Raw genomic sequence first — 18733 nt, forward strand, 5'->3', positions numbered from 1 at the left:
CAGAAAATAGGTAAAAATAAAACGAATATGCTTGGTCATTCCCTCACATATCCGTTTCTTATTTCAATTCCTTATTCACTCAACCAAGCAGCAGGATCTTTACGCCACTCTTGTAACAGGGCAACATCAGATTCTTGAATAGCACCCGTTTCTAAAGCCGACTCGATCAACGCTGTATAGTTTGTCAAAGTCACATAGGATAAACCTGCTTGATCAAAGTTTTCTTGGACTTGAGGCAGCTCGTAAGTAAAGATCGCAGCGACGCCTAATACATCGGCTCCTTCTCTTTTGGCTGCTTCACAAGCCTCTAAGACACTGCCACCTGTTGACAATAAATCTTCAATGACGACCATTTTTTGATTTGGTTGAATACGCCCTTCAATTTGATTGCCTTTACCGTGTTCTTTTGCTTTGCTGCGAATATAAACCATTGGCAAATCTAACAATTCAGCGACCCATGCAGCATGGGGAATCCCAGCTGTTGCGGTCCCTGCAATCACTTCTGCTTCTGGGTAAGTCGTTTTGATGACTGCAGCTAAGCCTTTCGCAATGGCGCGACGTACATGTGGATAACTCATAGTAATTCGATTGTCGCAGTAAATAGGGCTTTTGATGCCGCTTGCCCAAGTAAATGGTTCATTCGGTCGTAAGAAAATCGCCTCGATGTCTAAAAGATCTTTGGCGATTTGATTGGATTGTTCTTTCATTGGCTAGCTTCCTTCCATTCTTGTTTTATTTGCAGATAACTTTCATACGGTGCCTTAGATTGGGTGATTGGACGTCCCACAACGATCATGGTAGCCCCTGCTTTACGAGCTTGTGCAGGTGTCATGATCCGTTTTTGATCACCAACTTCACTGCCAGCTGGTCGGATACCAGGCGTCAAGCGTATGAAGGCATCCGTTGTCCTTTGTTTGATCTGCTTTGCTTCATGAGCGGAGCAAACAACACCGTCTAACCCAGCTTTTTGGGCACAAGTGGCGTAATGCATGACACTTTCTTGCAGTGACGTCATGATCTGCTGATCATGATGCATTTGTGCCTCACTAGTGGAGGTCAATTGGGTAACTGCAATCAAATCAGGAACTTTGTGCCCTGCGGGGGTTCCTTGCTGCAGGCCTTTTTTAGCAGCAGTCATCATTTCGATCCCACCGGCTGCATGAACATTCGTCAAAGCCACACCTAAAGAGGCTAAGCGTTCCATTGCTCGTCCTACTGTATTGGGAATATCATGTAGTTTTAAATCTAAAAAAATATCATGACCACAGTCTTTTAACCAAGTAACAATCGCTGGTCCTTCTTGGTAGAAAATCTCCATTCCCACTTTCACAAACAACTTTTCCTCTTTAGGAAATTGCGCTAAAAAAGTTTCAATAGCCTGTTTGTTAGGAAAATCTAAGGCAATAATTGGCCGTTCACTCATCACATGTGCTCCTCTCTCACTTCTTTTATCAGCTGTTCCAAAGAAGGGATTCCTAATTCTGCCATTCGTATAGGCAATTCTTCAATCAACTTTGGGCAAATGTAAGGATCGGTAAAGTTTGCGGTTCCGACTGCAACAGCACTAGCACCTGCCAGATACATTTCAAGGACATCATCCACTGACATCACGCCCCCCATGCCAATAATTGGTAATTGAGAAACTTGCGCCACTTGTTTGATCAGGCGAATCGCCACTGGTTTGATTGACGGACCAGACAAGCCCCCCGTTTGGTTAGCTAAAATTGGTTTCCGTGTTTTTAGATCGATCCGCATGCCTAAAAGTGTATTGATCATCGTAAACCCGTCGGCGCCGCCTGCTTCGATCGCTTGCGCAATTGGGACGATATCCGTCACATTCGGCGAAAGTTTGACATAGATCGGCACTTGCGAGACTTTTTTGACCGCTTCAGTCAATGCACCAGCAACCGCAGGATCGGTTCCGAACGTGATGCCGCCATGCTTGACGTTCGGGCAAGAGATATTCAATTCGATCGCTTTGACATTTTCTGCCTGACTGATTTCCTGACACACAAGAACATAATCTTCGACGGTCGAACCGGCAACATTCGCGATGATTGGCAAATCGGGGTGTTTTTGAGCTAAGTCGGGTAAAATTTGATTCATGACCGCTTCTAACCCAGGATTTTGCAACCCGATGGCATTTAACATACCGCTAGGCGTTTCAGCTACCCTTGGGGTCGGATTGCCAAAACGTGGTTCAGGTGTGGTCGCTTTGATCATCACCGCACCTAATTGACTGATGTCATAATATTTATCATATTCTGCACCAAACCCAAAACAGCCGCTGGCAGGCATGATCGGATTTTTTAGACTCAATCCGGGTAGCTCGACATTGATCGACATTAAATGACCACCTTTCTCGCCTGAAATACAGGCCCTTCGTCACAAACTTTGACACTTTTTGTGCCTTGTTCATCATCTTTCGTATGGCAAACACAGGCATAACAGGCACCCATCCCGCAAGCCATTCGCGCCTCCATGGATAATTGAACATCTGGAAGGTCTTCGAAAAGCTGGGCGGTGGTTTTTAAAAGACCGTTATTTCCGCAAGCAAAGACCGCCGCAGGTGTTTGCTCTGCAGCTAATAACAGGTTGCCAACATTTCCTTGTAAACCCGCGCTGCCATCATCGGTAGCGATCCTCGTATCTCCCAGTGCGCGAAATTCCTCTTCATAATACATAACGTCTTTGCTGGCAAAGCCCAAAAAGTGAATGACGTGGACGCCTTGTTGCGTCAGGCGTTTCGATAATTCATAGAGCGGCGGTACACCGATACCGCCCCCTACGATAAATGCAGTGTCCCCTTGGTTTAAATGATGATAGCGAAACCCATTTCCTAACGGCCCCATCACATCGATTGCATCACCAACAGTCATTTCTGAAAAAATTCTTGTGCCATCTCCTTCAACCCGATAAATGATTCGGCATTCTTTTTTCTCAGCATCGATATGATTGATACTGATCGGTCGGCGAAGAAGAAAGGCATTTTGAGGAACCCGCAGGTGTAGAAATTGCCCTGGGGTCCTCATCTCATTGACTAATTCACCCGTCAATGTCATTTCAAAAATCCGCGGTGCCAGTTGACGCTGTTTGCTGATGGTCATGATTTCTTGCTTCATCAAAAAACTCCTTTATCTGCGTTAAATTGCTTTCGTTGAAAAACTGCGGGATTCCATCACTTTTAGAATCGCATCCGCTGTATCAAGAGAAGTAAAGGTCGGTACACCATGTTCCACCGCTTCACGGCGGATGATAAATCCGTCTTCCGTTGCATTTTGGCGATCTTTGTCCATGGTATTGACTACTACTTGGGTCGTTCCTTTACGGATCAAATCAACAACCGTTTCTTCTGCTTGCTGTTCGGAAATCTTGGCAACCCGAGTCACTTGTAGTCCTTTTTCTTCAAAGTAATCGGCGGTTCCATTGGTAGCCAATAAGGTGAAGCCGACCTCTTCGAAACGCGCTGCCAGTGCTGCTGCCTCTTCTTTGCTTTCGTCTGCAACGGTGAAAAGTGCTTTTCCAAATTCAGGAATATGCAGGCCTGATGCCTCAAAAGCTTTATAAAGTGCTTTTGCCAAATCTTTGTCTGATCCCATTACTTCACCCGTTGATTTCATTTCAGGGCCTAAGTAAGTATCGACTTTTAAAAGTTTTGTAAAGGAGAAGACAGGTGCTTTGATGTGTACTTCATTTGGTGTTGGGGCAAGTCCGTCTTGATAACCTAACGCTGTGATCTCTTCCCCGAGAATCGCCTTCGTGGCAATTTGTGCCATTGGGATCTCTGTTACCTTGCTTAAAAATGGTACGGTTCGGCTAGCACGAGGATTTACTTCAATGACATACACTTTGTTCTCATGGATGACAAATTGGATATTCATCATACCGATACAATTTAAACCTAATGCCAAGCGTTTGGTATATTCTTCGATCGTAGCAATTAATTCATCCGAAAGATTTTGTGGTGGATAGACCGCCATTGAATCTCCTGAATGGACCCCTGCACGCTCGATATGTTCCATGATTCCAGGAATCAAAACAGTTTTGCCGTCACAGATAGCATCGACTTCACATTCTTTACCGACCAAGTAACGATCGACCAAAACAGGATGTTCTGGTGATGCTTTCACTGCATGACGCATATAATCTTCTAAATCGGCTTGGTTTTCCACGATTTCCATCGCACGTCCCCCTAAGACATAACTTGGGCGGACTAAAACAGGATAGCCGATTTCTTGAGCGATGGCGATCGCTTCTTGTTCATTCGTCGCTGTATCCCCTGGTGGTTGAGGAATATCTAGCGCTTGTAATGCTTGCTCAAAGAGATCACGATTTTCGGCACGATCAAGATCTTCAATGCTGGTGCCTAAGATTTTGACCCCAGCTTTTACTAAAGGCTCTGCTAAATTGATCGCCGTTTGCCCGCCAAATTGGACGATGACCCCAATGGGTTGTTCCAAGTCGATGACGTGTAAGACATCCTCTAAGGTCAATGGTTCAAAGTACAGCTTGTCGGAGATAGAAAAGTCAGTCGAAACCGTTTCAGGATTACTGTTCATGATGATCGCTTCATAGCCAGCAGCTTGGATCGCTTTCACCGAGTGCACTGTTGCATAGTCGAACTCCACCCCTTGTCCGATTCGTATCGGTCCAGAACCTAGGACAAGAACAGATTCTTTTTCACTGCGCTTGCTTTCATTCTCAAACTCATAGGTGCTGTAGAAATAAGGTGTTGCTGATTCAAATTCTGCGGCACATGTATCTACCATTTTGTAGACGGGCAAAATCTTTTGCTCATGACGCAGCGTGCGGATCTCAGCTTCCGTGGTTTCCCACAGCTCAGCAATCTTTTTATCCGTAAAGCCGTTTTGCTTGGCTTTTTTCAACACATCAAGGGATTGTGGTTCGTTTGCTAATGCTTGTTCGATCTCAAAGATGTGAAGCATCTTATCCAAGAAGAACAAGTCGATTTTCGTCATTTCGTTCAAATCTTCGATGGTGTACCCTCTTCGGATGGCTTCCATGACGTAGAATAGGCGATCATCTTGCGCCTTGATGACTTTTTCCATCAGATCATTATCAGAAAGAGCTTCTAATTCTTTCATTTCGATATGGTGTGTGCCGATCTCCAATGAACGAACGGCTTTTAATAATGACTCTTCAATATTACGACCGATCGCCATCACTTCACCCGTCGCTTTCATTTGTGTTCCTAATCGACGTTCCCCAGTTTCAAACTTGTCAAACGGCCAGCGAGGAATTTTTGCGACGACATAGTCAAGGGCGGGTTCAAATTCTGCATAGGTGGTTTCTGTGACTGGGTTTTTCATTTCATCCAATGTTAAACCGACGGCAATTTTCGCTGCCAGTTTTGCAATCGGGTACCCTGTAGCCTTACTTGCTAACGCAGAGGAACGCGAGACCCGTGGATTTACTTCAATGACATAGTAGTTGAAGCTATGAGGATCAAGCGCCAATTGAACATTACAGCCACCTTCGATTTTTAACGCGCGGATGATTTTTAATGAGGCATCCCGTAACATTTGGTATTCATGGTCTGACAAAGTTTGGCTCGGCGCAAAGACGATGGAATCGCCGGTGTGGATACCGACTGGATCGAAGTTTTCCATATTACAAACGACGATCGCGTTGTCAGCAGAATCTCGCATCACTTCATATTCAATCTCTTTATATCCAGCAATACTCCGTTCAATCAAGCATTGGGTCACTGGCGAGAGCTTCAAGCCGTTTTCAGCGATTTGGCGAAGTTCTTCTTCATTGTTACACATGCCGCCGCCCGTTCCCCCTAGCGTAAATGCTGGACGAACAATGATTGGAAAGCCGATTTTTTTCGCAAATTCAACTGCTGCTTCCACCGTTGACACGATTTCTGATTCTGGGATCGGTTGATCCAATTCTTCCATTAATTGTTTGAATAGATCTCTGTCTTCTGCCTGGTCGATTGCTGCTAATTTAGTTCCTAGCAACTCAATTCCTAATTCATCCAAAATACCTGAGTTGGCTAATTCCATCGCCATATTCAAGCCCGTTTGTCCGCCTAATGTCGGTAAAATTGCATCAGGCTGTTCTTTACGTAAAATCCGTGAGACGAACTCAAATGTGATTGGTTCAATGTAGACTTTGTCAGCAATTTCTTTGTCCGTCATGATCGTTGCGGGATTCGAATTGACTAACACCACTTCGTAGCCTTCTTCTCGTAAAGCTAAACAAGCTTGTGTGCCGGCATAATCAAACTCTGCCGCTTGTCCTATAATAATCGGTCCAGAACCGATAACCATGATTTTCTTGATATCTGTACGTTTTGGCATATTAGTTCTGCTCCTTCCATGCATCGATCATCTCTAAAAATTCGTCAAATAAGTGGACTGCATCATGCGGGCCCGGTGCCGCATCTGGGTGGTATTGGACACTGAATGCTGGGTAACGGCGATGACGAACCCCTTCGATCGTGCCATCGTTTACTTCGACGTGGGTCACCATTAGTTTTTCTGGATCGATGGATGCTTCATCCACAGCAAAGCCATGGTTTTGTGAGGTAAAATCGATCCGACCAGTGGCAATCTCTCTTACCGGATGGTTTAATCCACGGTGACCGAACTTCATTTTATAGGTATCTGCCCCATTCGCTAATGAGAAGAGCTGATGGCCTAAACAAATCCCGAAGATTGGTACCTTACCTTGAATCCCTTGTATCATTTTAATTGCTTCTGGCAAGCTTTTGGGATCGCCTGGTCCATTCGTCAGCATTACACCATCTGGTGCGAGGTCTAAAATTTCTTGGGCTGTCGTATTGTATGGCAAAATCGTTAAATTGCAGTTGCGGCGTGACAACTCCCGTAAAATACTGTGCTTCAAGCCGAAGTCGATAACCACGATATTGCGACCCGTTCCAGGACTTGGATAAGGTTTTGAGGTAGAAACTTGTGCCACTTGATTGGTTGGTAAAACCGCCGCTTTTAATTGATCAAAGGCATGATCAAAGACATCGCCTGCATCAACGATACTCGCTTTCATGGTTCCGTGTTGACGAATCTTTCTCGTCAACGCTCGTGTATCGATTCCTGCGATCCCTGGAATATTTTTGCGTTTTAAAAATTCGTCTAACGTCAGCTGTTTCCGCCAATTGCTCGCTAGACGCGCGTGTTCTTTCACAACAACCCCTTTACAAGTTGGTGAAATTGATTCGTAATCGTCTCGGTTGACGCCGTAATTGCCAACCATCGGATACGTAAACGTAATGATTTGTCCGTTAAAGCTTTGATCCGTAATGGCTTCTTGATACCCTGTCATGCTTGTGGTAAAAACGATCTCACCAAAAACATTGACACTGGCACCAAACCCTTCGCCTTCAAAGTATGTTCCATCTTCTAAAATAAGCCAACGCTTCATATTATTGCCCACCTTTTTGCCATACTGTTTTACCATTTACAAATGTATAACTCGTATCCCCATATAACGTCCATCCACCGAAAGGCGTATTGACTCCTTTTGATAGGAATTGCTTAGGATCCACGTTATAAGCTGATTCTAAGTCAAAAATTGCCAGGTCGGCTTTGTCTCCGACCATCATCGTTCCAGCACTTAGACCAAAGAGCGACGCTGGTTTCACGGTCATCCAATCCACTAGCTGCTGCAAGGTAAAGCGTCCTGTTTTCACAAAATGAGTGTACAACAATTGGAAGGCATATTCTGATCCGACGATGCCAAATGGTGCTTTTAAAAAGCTTTGCATTTTTTCTTCATAGCCATGTGGGGCATGATCCGTCGCGATACAATCGATCGTGCCATCCAACAGACCTTCGATCAACGCTTCACGGTCTTCTTGCCCACGTAACGGTGGGTTCATTTTCCAAAAGCCTTCATCGGCAGGAATATCTTCATCGATGAGAAGCAAATGGTGGGGAGAAACTTCGGCTGTCACATGGATCCCAGCTTTTTTGGCATCTCGAATCACTCGAACACTTTCTTTCGTAGAGACATGGCAGACATGGTAATGGGCTCCTGTTGCTTCCGCCAAAAGCACATCCCGAGCGATTTGAGAAGCTTCTGTTACACTCAAGATCCCTGGCAATCCAAGTTCTTCTGCTTTTTTACCAGCATGCATCACGCCGCCAAAGAGTAAGGAATCATCTTCTGTATGGGCAACCAAGGCCAAGTCATTTTCGGCGGCTTGCTTCATTGCCAAATACATTGTGCCAGCAGTCTGAACCCCGACACCGTCATTTGTTAAGGCAAATGCCCCCGCGGCTTTCATTCCAGCTGCATCCGTCAACGTTTCGCTGCGCAAGTTTTCGGTGATCGGGGCGTATTGTAAGACATTGATTGATGCAGCTGCGTTGATTTTTTCGTAAACAGCTGCTAATTTTTCTGGTGTATCAGGAACTGGGTCAAGGTTTGGCATTGCGCAAACTGTCGTAAACCCGCCACGAGCGGCTGCCATGCTGCCCGTTTCGATTGTTTCTTTGTATTCAAAGCCCGGTTCTCTGAAGTGTACATGAACATCCACTAAACCTGGTGTGATCAATTGCTCTTTGGCATCGATGACTTCGTCAAAATCTGTTTCGGGAAATGCTGTACCGATCCCGCGAATGATTCCGTCTTCGATCCAAATTGCTGCAGGCACACAGTGATTGTCTTTTTTGATGATTTTACCGTTTTTAATGAGTGTTTTCATGTAAACTTCCTCCTCTAATTCATTCCTTTTTGCCTGTTAGGCCTTACCGTTCAACACCGCTTCAAGAATTGCCATTCGAACAAAGACGCCATTGGACATCTGGGTGATGATGCGCGAGCGTAAGCTTTCAACTAAGGCATCAGCTAACTCCACATCGCGATTGACTGGTGCTGGGTGCATAATGATCGCATGCTCTTTCATTCTTGCGGCGCGTTCGACGGTCAACCCGTGATTTTTTAAGTATTCTTCTTTTGAAAAGCTTTCCGTTCCATCATGGCGCTCGTGCTGGACACGAAGCATCATCATGACATCGACTTCTGCGACCAATTCGTCGAGTGGCATCCAGTGACCGTATACTTCAAATTCTTCGTCATACCATTCCTTTGGACCTGAGAAGAAGACTTTCGCGCCGAGACGCTTCAACATTTGCATGTTTGATTTCGCGACCCGTGAGTGGGTGATGTCGCCTACGATTGCGACTTTCAAGTCATCAAAGTGCCCGAACTCTTCATAGATCGTCATCAGATCTAGCAAACATTGCGTAGGGTGTTGGCCGCTGCCGTCCCCACCATTGATGATACTGCACTGGATCGTTTTGCTTTGGATCAAAGAGTCGTAGTAGTTTTCATCGCCGTGGCGAATGACCGCAACGTCTACACCTAAAGCCGACATCGTCAAGACCGTGTCATACAAGGTCTCGCCTTTTTGAACAGAGCTGGTGGAGGCTTCAAATTCGATGACTTCGATCCCTAGTTTTTTCTCAGCAACATCGAAGCTTTTGTGGGTTCTGGTACTGTTCTCAAAAAAGAGATTTGTTGCGAAATATTGTTCTTTTTGGGGCATCCATTTCGCCCCTCTTTTAAATTCTTGTCCTCTGCGGATGAGTCCCATCACTTCACGGTCCGTCAATGCTTCGACCGTCAAAAGATGCTTTAAGCTGATTCTTTCGGATTGAATAATCATGAATGAATTCCTCCTTTGATTCTGTTTAAACGATGAGTTGGCACAAGTTATTTTTCTTCGCTGCGGGAGCTGTCAGGTAAAATAAGATTCAAGAAGATTCCTAGGACAGTTGCTAACGCCATTGCGGATAAGGTGAAGGTCCCGACCGTGAAGACAAGCCCGCCGATTCCTACCACAAGGATCACTGACGCAATGATCAAATTCTTTTTACGATCAAAATCGATTTTATTGTCGATCAAAATTTTCAACCCGCTGGCAGCGATGACGCCAAAGAGCAGGAAGCTGATCCCTGAGATGACTGGACCAGGAATACTTAAGATCAATGCGCTTAGTTTTCCAACGAAGCCTAGTACGATGGCTAGAATTGCCGCACCACCGATGACGAACACGCTGTGGACGCGTGTAATGGCTAAAACCCCGATGTTTTCTCCGTAACTTGTCACTGGGGGTCCCCCAACGAGACCGGCTGCGATTTGAGCAAAACCATCGCCCAAAAGTGTTCGGTTCAAGCCTGGCTCTTCAAAAAAGTTCCGCTTCGTTAATTTGTTCAAGACCATCAGATGACCAATGTGTTCGGTCATGGTAACAAAAGCGATCGGTGCCATCGTCGTGATCGCATTCAGATACAGTTTTGGTTCATAGTTAATGAAGGGAATCTCGAAGCTCGGCATGCCAAACCAGTTGGCGTCAATGATGGGCTGTACATCGACGATTCCCGCTGCTAAGGCGATCAAGTATCCGCCCACGATCCCCAGAAGGATCGGAATCAGTCCTAAGAACCCTCGCAGAAACATATTGAAGAAAATCGTTAATCCTAAGGTAGCCAACGCTACCAGAATGTACTTGAAATCGTAGACTGAGTCATTGTACATCGCATTCTGAGCTGCGTTAGCAGCTAACCCTAATCCAATCACCATAATCACAGGGCCGACAATGATCGGTGGTAAGATCTTATCCAACCAAGCAGCACCTGCACGTTTAATGATCATCGAAACGATCACGTAGACCAACCCAGTCGTGATGGCGCCTTGTGCGATAGCTGGGTAGCCGTCAGATTTCATCAGCATCTGCATCGCTGCGATAAACGCAAAGCTGCTGCCTAGATACGCTGGAATCTTCCCTTTCGTCGTAACCAAGTAAACCAATGTTCCAATACCTGAACTAACTAATGCGATGCTGGGGTTGATCCCAACGAGGATCGGAACTAAAACGGTTGCCCCAAACATCGTGAAAAGATGTTGTAAGCTTAGGCCTAACCAAGGCAGTGCTTTGGGCCGATCTTTGATGTCTAAAACTGCGTCTGGATTACGAAATTCTTGCTTCTGCATGTTGCTGTCACTCTTCTTCCTAGTCGTTTTCTTTATTGATCATGATCCGGTCAGAACCATCTGATTCTTCCATCTCCACGATAATTTCTTCACTTAAAGCAGTTGGAATATTTTTTCCAACAAAATCTGCCCGAATCGGCAGTTCACGATGACCGCGGTCAACTAAAACGGCGAGTGAGATTCTTTTTGGTCGACCAATATCCATGATTGCATCCAAAGCTGCCCGAATCGTCCGTCCTGTAAACAAGACATCATCGATCAAGATGACTTCTTTGCCATCAATGGCAGTCGGGATGTCTGATGAATGGATCTCTGGATCATCTTCTGTCTTTTTGTCATCTCGGTACAAGGTGATGTCCAATTCACCGACAGGTACTTCTACGCCTTCTAGTTGTTTTAAACGTTCTGCTATTCGTTGCGCGATATAGATGCCGCGGGTTTTGATCCCTACCAGCACCAAGTTATCAATGCCGCGATTTCTTTCTATAATTTCATAGGTGATCCGCGTTAACGCTCGTTTCATTGTTACTGCATCTACTACTTCTTTCGCTGCCATATGTTATTCCCTCCTAATTTTGAACATAAAAAAACTCCTACCTGCTTGAGGTAGGAGTCATGTTTTCCGATCGTTGCCTAAAATCCCATTCTGTGGATTTTGGGTACACGTTATCATCTAGTAAGGGTTCGAATCTCCAACGCGGGAGTCGTCTGCTTACTCATTCCTTCTTAGCCTCACGGGACTACATTTAAAGGAGCTATTTAGTTGTTACAATTACTATACAGTTCTCACACAAAAAAATCAATCATTTTTTCGCAATTTTTTTAACGTATCCGAGAACAGCTCTGGTAATGGCGCTTCAAAGACTAGCGACTCGCCTGTTGTTGGGTGGGTGAAGCCTAGAAGCTTGGCATGTAAAAACTGCCCATTGCCTTTTAGCGTGCGCTTAGGTCCATATAGCGGATCGCCAGCTAGCGGAAAACCGATGTACTGCATGTGGACTCTTATTTGATGGGTTCTTCCTGTTTCCAGCTGTAGTTCTACTAAGGTGAACTGCTCGAAGCGCTCCAACACGGTGAAGTGAGTGACAGCGGGTTTACCATTTTCGATCACGGCTTGCATTTTGCGATTGACTTTTGATCGACCGATCGGTGCATTGATGGTGCCTTTTTCGTGGCTGATCGTACCATGAACCAATGCTACGTACTTGCGTAACGATGTTTTGTCTTTCAATTGTTTCGCTAACGACTCGTGCGCCTGATCATTTTTGGCGATCATTAACAGACCCGACGTATCTTTGTCGATTCGATGAACGATTCCTGGCCGAACAACATCATTGATCGTGGATAAATCATCCATATGGTACAATAATGCATTAACCAAGGTGCCATTTGGATGCCCAGCGGATGGATGAACCACCATCCCTTGCGGTTTGTTGATGACTGCCACATCAGCATCTTGATAGACGATCGTCAAAGGAATATTTTCTGGTTGTAAGTCTACAACTTCAGGTTCTGGTACTTGGATGATCAAGTGATCACCTGCTTTTACCTTATAATTTGCCCGAACCGTTTCGCCCTTCAATGTGACCGCATCTTCTTTTAGCCACTGCTGGATTTGTGACCGACTATGATTTGGCAAGCGTTCAGCCAACACTTTGTCGACCCGCCCTTTTTCTTCTTTAATGATTACTTCAATTTGCTTTTCCATTTGATTCTCCTTGTTTCCCTTTTGCTTCGTCATCTACCAGTGCATAAATAAAAATCAAGATCACCCCGAACACTAATGACATATCAGCGATATTGAAAATTGGGAAATTGATAAAATCAAGCTGGAACATATCGACCACAAAGCCATGCTGCAACCGATCGATAAAATTACCGATCGCCCCACCTAGAACAAACGCCAGTCCGAAACGAAACCATAGGCTGCTTTTTTGGTAGCGAAACAATAGGTAAACAACAACAGCAACCGCGATAACGGTGATGATCGCAAAAAAGGTGATTTTTCCTTCTAGAATACTCCAAGCTGCGCCCGTATTCTGAAGATAGGTCAGGGACAACACATTGTCGATCAGAGAATGTGTTTCACCCAGTTGATAATTGGCAACGATCCAAATTTTCAGCCATTGATCCAAGCCAATGACAACAGCACTTAACAAAAAAAACAACGCGATCATAAATTTTCCACTCTTTCTTCTTTAAAAATATCTCGCGGACGGATGATGCCCAAGAGATTTCCATTCGGATTTTTATCCTTGGTGATCAAAACCGCCTCAAGCAGGGCATTTTTTTGAAACAATTCTTCCACTTCTACGATGGTCGTTTCAGCCGACACGAAACAATAATTCGATCGTTTCCCATCTCCTGCTAATAATTCATCTGCCGTTCTGCCTGCCAACTTGATTTCACCATGGAGGCTTTCTTTCGCTAACCAGTATCCCAGCATCCGCAAGGTGATCAAGCCCAAAAATCGACCATTATCATAGATCGGAAATTGTGAATAGCGCTTTTGGGCAACGATTTTCAATAACTCTGGTAATGGCAGGTGCTTTTCAAAACCAGTCACTCGTTTCGCAAAACGCGGCATGACTTTTTCAGGTGCCAGTAAGGAGCGTTCAATTTCTTGGATGCGATTGACAACCCATTCATTCGGTTCCGCAATGACAAAGTTTTCTCCGATTTTTTCATGTACGATGGCATTGCGCAGCTGAGCCATTTGTAATAGATCATCTTCTGCTCTTCTGACATTGATATTTTTGCTTTTTGACAAGCGACGAACCATTTCAGAAAAACCCATATTCCGCGGATTATCCAATTCGTCACGAAGCCGCTTTTCGATTCGATTAAAACTGCTCAAAAATTGATCTGCACCACTAGCCATGAGGAACCTCCTTGATAAGATACGCTTTTTTTAAATAAATCAAAACAAAGACAAAATATGCCACTAAATACACACCGACAAAAAGCAACGAGTAAAGGGAGATGGATAATAAGCCCAATACCCCCATCATGAGAAAAAGGCTTAAATAAAAGCCGATATATATTCTTTTAAGCGCAGGATTCATCACGACCTCCAGCTTGAGCGCTGATTGGCCTTTTGGTAACTGAAAAGGCTGACTTTCTAAAAAAAACATGCGCACACGAATCGGCGTCCGCTCAGCCAGCGCCAAAAAAATCGTTTGCTGATGATTGATGGCAGCGATTCTTTTTTTTCCTTGCATGACCTCCAAGGGACTGCCCATTCCATAAAAACCAGTCCTCCTAGTTAGTTGTAGCTCCATTGACAAAGATCACCTCAATTGGTTAAGTATACTTGATTATCAAAAGAAAGAAAATAGACTTTTGCTTGCTTCCTTGATTATTATAACAAGAATCCCTACTTTTATCTTCCATCACGTCTAATGAACGAGAAAAAGACGAATGCCGCTTGCACCCGTCCTTTCAAATCATCTCTTTCCGTTTTTCCGTTTCAAATGCCGCGAATGCCTTCTTTGTTTGTGATAGCTCTTTTAGAAAAGACCGATCGCTTGGCCATCAGAAGTCACGTCCATATTGATGGCGGCAGGTTTCTTCGGTAATCCTGGCATCGTCATCACGGCACCTGTCAAGGCTACGATAAAGCCAGCCCCTAATTTTGGCACGAATTCGCGAATCGTTACTGTAAAGTCATCTGGTGCGCCCAATCGCTTTGGATCATCACTGAAGGAATACTGGGTTTTTGCCATACAGATCGGCAGCTGATCCCAGCCTTGTTCTTTGAAGCTTTGCAACTGTGCCTTGGCTTTCGGCGCAAACTCAACCTCTGCCCCGCCATAGATTTCCCGCACGATCAAAGAAGCTTTATCCGCTAAAGGCAAATCGTCGGTATACAAGCGTTGATAGTTGGCAGGTTTTTCCTCGATTACTTGAACCACTGCTTTTGCTAGATCCGTTCCACCTGCACCACCGTCTGCCCAAACGGCTGTCCGTGCGATGGTGACGTCGATTTGCTGGCACATGGTTTCGACTAATGTTCGCTCCGCTTCGGTGTCTTGTGAGAACTCATTAAGCGCAACGACAACTGGAATCCCGTATTTACGCATGTTTTCAACATGTCGCTTTAAATTACTGAAGCCTAACTCTAATGCTTTTAAGTTTTCTGTCCCTAAATCAGCCACAGCGACCCCACCATGCATCTTCAGTGCTCTGATCGTCGCTACTACTACGATCGCATCTGGTGCCTTTGATAAGTTCGGTGTTTTGATATCAAGAAATTTCTCTGCCCCTAAGTCAGCACCAAACCCAGCTTCGGTCACCGTGTATTCGCCTAAGTGCAAAGCCGTCTCGGTTGCGATGACACTATTACACCCATGGGCAATATTCGCAAAAGGTCCGCCATGGATCAGCGCAGGGGTTCCTTCAATCGTTTGAACAAGATTCGGTTTGAGGGCATCTTTTAAAAGTAAGGCTAAAGCACCTTGGACCGCCAGATCTTTTACGTAAATCGGTTGTTTCTCAAAAGAATAACCAATTAAAATCTTTCCTAATCGCTCTTTTAAATTATCAATGCTTGTTGCCAAGCACAAAATCGCCATGATTTCACTAGCAACAGTGATGTCAAAACCGTCTTCTCGGGGAACGCCTTGTAACGGTCCCCCTAGACCGACGATCACTTGTCGTAACGCTCGATCATTCAAATCGACAACCCGTTTCCATGTGACCCGACGTCCGTCGATCCCCAACTCATTGCCTTGCTGGATATGATTGTCGATCAATGCAGACAAGGCATTGTTTGCTGCTGTGATCGCATGCATATCGCCAGTGAAGTGTAAGTTGATGTCCTCCATCGGCAACACTTGTGCTTTGCCGCCGCCGGTGGCGCCGCCTTTGATGCCCATTACTGGTCCTAAAGATGGCTCACGTAAGGCGATGACGGTTTGCTTGCCGATTTGATTTAACGCATCTGCAAGTCCAATGGTCACGGTTGACTTGCCTTCTCCAGCGGGTGTCGGACTGATCGCTGTGACTAAAATGAGTTTACCCAGTGGATTGTTTGCTTTTTCGGTGATTGCCGACCATTCGATTTTTGCTTTATACTTGCCATAAAGTTCCAGGTCATCTCCTGTTAAACCAAGTGGTTCAGCAATTTCAATAATCGGTTTAGGCATTGATTCTTGTGCAATTTCGATATCTGATTTCATTTTTACCCTCAATTCACGAACTATTTAGCACTTTAAAATGTATTTTGTTTGCTATGCTCTTATTATACTTGATTTTATTCAGAAAGAAAGAGTGATTTTTCACACTTTTACAAGAAGTTTCACGAATCCTTTATGTAAACAAAAAACAACGTCCCTCCTAAGGCTGTAACGCCAAAAGGAGTGATCGTTGCTTTCTAGATTCCTATGAATTACTCGTTGGTTTCGATCTGCACCCTTTTTTCAGGGATTTTTTCTTGAAAAAAAGTTTCTAACCATGCCACATCTTTTTTACGCAACGTGAAGGTATACGTTTTTTGATGATCGGTAATGCTTATTAAACGGTTTATAATTTGCCATTTTTCTATCTCAGGTAAAGAAATAAGGCTTTTCTTCCATAAGCGCGCATAGCGAATCAGGAGCAAATCATTCCTGATGAGCATGCTTCGGTGAATCCCTAACCATACAAAAAAGAAAAAGACGGCTAAAACGAGGTTGCTTTTCCAATAAGGTCTGGTATTTTCTAACGAAAGAATCAAACTGATAAATAATATCATCATAGTAAACGACCAATAAATGATCGCTGTAGCAGCTTCCGGTTGCCAATACAATTTACGCTTCATAAAAGTTCCTCACAACATAAAATTTCTAGTATACTATCTTTATCATATCAAAAAAGGGTGAGACAATGTTAAAAGTTTATCTTGATGCTTCCACGAAAGGCAACCCCGGCCCTAGTGGCGGTGGAATCGTCATTGTCGGTACTGATCTGCATGAACAAATTGCGTTTCCGCTACCTGATTCAACCAACCACCAAGCAGAGTTCGCTGTGATGGTCAACGCGTTACAGCTGCTGATTGACAAAGGTTTACAGGAACAGACAATTATGCTCTATACCGACAGCAAAGTCGTTGCGCAGACCATCGACAAGAATTATACCAAAAACCCTGCTTTTTCTGATTATTTAACAGAAATTCAATACTTGTTGAAACAGTTCGCTTTAGCAATCATCCAATGGGTCCCTGAGAGTCAAAACAAAGGTGCCGACCATTTGGCACGCCAAGGATTAGCAAAAGCGATGAAATTAAAGGATCGGAGACAATAACCGAGAGAAGTTTTGTTTGAAGCGCAACCAGTAAGATTGCTTCGCCAAAATTTCATCCGTCAGTAATGTTGATTGTGCCATATCTTCTTCAAAGAAGCCTTTCAACGTTTGCGTGACATCGTGATCGTAGGCGAAGGCATTGACTTCAAAATTCAAGGCATAACTCCGAATGTCTTGATTCGTCGTCCCAAAGGAACTAATGGTATCATCCATCATGACCGTCTTCGCATGGAGGAAACCATTGTTATAGATGTAGATTTTTGCACCACGGCGATGCAAGTAATTAGCATAATGCTGTGTTGCCCGATAAATGAATGGGTGGTCAGGCATACATGGAATCATGATTCGGACGTCTACACCTGAGTGGATGGCAATTTCCAATGCGTTCATCATACTGTCATCAGGAATCAAATAAGGCGTTTGGATCCAAATCGATTCTTTGGCAGCTAAGATCATTTTTACAAAACCGCCTTTGAGAATTTGGGTCTCACTTTCAGGCCCATCAGCGACGATCTGCAAATCGACATTTCCAGAGCGCTCTTTCGGCGGTAGAATAAAGTAACGATCCTCGTATTCCAGCTGATCCTCTTCTCTTTTTACAGATGCGTTCCAGTCACGAATAAAAATCTCTTGTAGTGTAAAACTGGCAGTACCTACGATTCTCGCATGGGTGTCTCGCCAATAGCCAAATTTGGCCTTTTTCCCTAAATATTGATCGCCGACATTAAAGCCGCCAGTCCATCCGATTTGACCGTCGATCACAACGATTTTTCGATGTAGATGGTAGTTCAATCGTGTGTTGCGGATCAGGTTCTTCGAAGTGATGAAAGGCACGACTTTTCCACCGGCATCAATCAACGGTTGAAAGAATTTCCGATTGGCCTTCGGTGACCCCCATGGATCATAGACCAAACGCACTTCAACACCTTCACGGGCTTTATCGATCAAGATTGACAAGAATTGGCCACCGATCTCATCATTAAAAAACGAATAATACTCCACATGCAGATTATCTTCTGCTTGCTTCATGTCCTCAAACAATGCTGCAAATTTTTCTTTTCCATCTGTATAAAATTCTACTTTGTTTCCTTTCGTCAAGGGCGATTCATCAAGGTTCTTAAAATAGCGCTCTAATAGATGATTGTCATCTGAGTAAGGATGTTCAGGAAAAGAATAATTGTGCACTTTGATGATTTGATTCAACTCATTGATCCTACTTTGGTGGTGCTCACTAAATTTATAAATAATTTCTCCGTCGATCCCCCGACCACAAAACAAGTACAACAAGAACCCGATGCCGGGGATGAATACCAACGTCATCATCCAAGCAAAGACACTTGCAATCGAGCGTGGTTTCCGAAAAACAGTAATAAAGGCAGCGATCGTATTAATAAACAAAAGTGCCAATAATACCGTGGAAATCATGCTCATATCCATTTTTATCATAGTTTCCTCCTATATCCTG

18 protein-coding genes are annotated in these 18733 nt (G+C 44.4%); 1 reads left to right on the plus strand and 17 read right to left on the minus strand.

All coding sequences use genetic code 11. The features are described from left to right. Positions 1–71 precede the first annotated feature (71 nt). From pyrE to ECA1_RS05880, 16 genes are all read right to left on the minus strand, one after another. Positions 72–707 carry an orotate phosphoribosyltransferase gene (pyrE, locus tag ECA1_RS05805; RefSeq protein ID WP_005226111.1) on the minus strand — a complete coding sequence of 212 codons (636 nt, stop codon included), beginning with the start codon at positions 705–707 and terminating at the stop codon, positions 72–74. Continuing rightward, a complete protein-coding gene (pyrF, locus tag ECA1_RS05810; protein WP_015509722.1) occupies positions 704–1423 on the minus strand; it encodes an orotidine-5'-phosphate decarboxylase in 720 nt (239 codons plus the stop codon). Before pyrF ends, pyrE begins: the two co-directional genes overlap by 4 nt. Continuing rightward, positions 1423–2346: a dihydroorotate dehydrogenase gene (locus ECA1_RS05815; protein WP_005226113.1), complete on the minus strand. Its 924-nt coding sequence runs from the start codon at positions 2344–2346 to the stop codon at positions 1423–1425. Before ECA1_RS05815 ends, pyrF begins: the two co-directional genes overlap by 1 nt. Continuing rightward, entirely contained in the window at positions 2346–3122 is a 777-nt protein-coding gene (locus ECA1_RS05820; RefSeq protein WP_060791941.1) for a dihydroorotate dehydrogenase electron transfer subunit, read from the minus strand. The genes ECA1_RS05815 and ECA1_RS05820 overlap by 1 nt, the downstream gene beginning before the upstream one ends. Before the next feature lie 21 nt (positions 3123–3143). Further along, complete coding sequence (gene carB / locus ECA1_RS05825) at positions 3144–6329, minus strand: carbamoyl-phosphate synthase large subunit (protein ID WP_060791942.1); 3186 nt, start codon at positions 6327–6329, stop codon at positions 3144–3146. Between the two features lies 1 nt (position 6330). Then, entirely contained in the window at positions 6331–7410 is a 1080-nt protein-coding gene (locus ECA1_RS05830) for a carbamoyl phosphate synthase small subunit (RefSeq protein WP_010748372.1), read from the minus strand. Position 7411: 1 nt separating this feature from the next. Further along, positions 7412–8695 carry a dihydroorotase gene (gene pyrC / locus ECA1_RS05835; protein ID WP_060791943.1) on the minus strand — a complete coding sequence of 428 codons (1284 nt, stop codon included), beginning with the start codon at positions 8693–8695 and terminating at the stop codon, positions 7412–7414. Between the two features lie 36 nt (positions 8696–8731). Then, a complete protein-coding gene (locus ECA1_RS05840) occupies positions 8732–9658 on the minus strand; it encodes an aspartate carbamoyltransferase catalytic subunit (protein WP_005226118.1) in 927 nt (308 codons plus the stop codon). 47 nt (positions 9659–9705) lie between these two features. Next, a complete protein-coding gene (locus ECA1_RS05845; protein WP_005226119.1) occupies positions 9706–10986 on the minus strand; it encodes a solute carrier family 23 protein in 1281 nt (426 codons plus the stop codon). 19 nt (positions 10987–11005) lie between these two features. Further along, the gene (gene pyrR, locus ECA1_RS05850; RefSeq protein ID WP_005231374.1) at positions 11006–11542 is read right to left on the minus strand and encodes a bifunctional pyr operon transcriptional regulator/uracil phosphoribosyltransferase PyrR; all 537 of its coding nucleotides are present in this window, start codon (positions 11540–11542) and stop codon (positions 11006–11008) included. Positions 11543–11785: 243 nt separating this feature from the next. Beyond that, the gene (locus tag ECA1_RS05855) at positions 11786–12694 is read right to left on the minus strand and encodes an RluA family pseudouridine synthase (protein ID WP_060791944.1); all 909 of its coding nucleotides are present in this window, start codon (positions 12692–12694) and stop codon (positions 11786–11788) included. Further along, on the minus strand, positions 12678–13163 hold the full coding sequence (lspA, locus tag ECA1_RS05860; protein WP_005226122.1) for a signal peptidase II: 486 nt from the start codon (positions 13161–13163) through the stop codon (positions 12678–12680). The genes ECA1_RS05855 and lspA overlap by 17 nt, the downstream gene beginning before the upstream one ends. Next, positions 13160–13867 carry a CBS domain-containing protein gene (locus ECA1_RS05865; RefSeq protein WP_005226123.1) on the minus strand — a complete coding sequence of 236 codons (708 nt, stop codon included), beginning with the start codon at positions 13865–13867 and terminating at the stop codon, positions 13160–13162. Before ECA1_RS05865 ends, lspA begins: the two co-directional genes overlap by 4 nt. After that, positions 13860–14267, minus strand: coding sequence for a hypothetical protein (locus ECA1_RS05870; RefSeq protein ID WP_060791945.1), 408 nt, complete (start codon positions 14265–14267; stop codon positions 13860–13862). Before ECA1_RS05870 ends, ECA1_RS05865 begins: the two co-directional genes overlap by 8 nt. Positions 14268–14495: 228 nt before the next feature. Further along, complete coding sequence (locus ECA1_RS05875; protein ID WP_015509731.1) at positions 14496–16166, minus strand: formate--tetrahydrofolate ligase; 1671 nt, start codon at positions 16164–16166, stop codon at positions 14496–14498. Between the two features lie 209 nt (positions 16167–16375). Next, on the minus strand, positions 16376–16786 hold the full coding sequence (locus tag ECA1_RS05880) for an EbsA family protein (RefSeq protein ID WP_015509732.1): 411 nt from the start codon (positions 16784–16786) through the stop codon (positions 16376–16378). Between the two features lie 65 nt (positions 16787–16851). On the opposite strand from ECA1_RS05880, the gene ECA1_RS05885 reads away from it, so the two are divergent. Continuing rightward, the gene (locus ECA1_RS05885) at positions 16852–17268 is read left to right on the plus strand and encodes a ribonuclease HI family protein (protein ID WP_005226128.1); all 417 of its coding nucleotides are present in this window, start codon (positions 16852–16854) and stop codon (positions 17266–17268) included. Here ECA1_RS05885 and cls read toward each other — a convergent pair. Further along, on the minus strand, positions 17248–18714 hold the full coding sequence (gene cls / locus ECA1_RS05890) for a cardiolipin synthase (RefSeq protein ID WP_015509734.1): 1467 nt from the start codon (positions 18712–18714) through the stop codon (positions 17248–17250). The genes ECA1_RS05885 and cls overlap by 21 nt on opposite strands. Positions 18715–18733 lie beyond the last annotated feature (19 nt).

Source organism: Enterococcus casseliflavus NBRC 100478 (assembly GCF_001544095.1).
In the GTDB taxonomy this organism is placed as follows: Bacteria; Bacillota; Bacilli; order Lactobacillales; family Enterococcaceae; genus Enterococcus_D; species Enterococcus_D casseliflavus.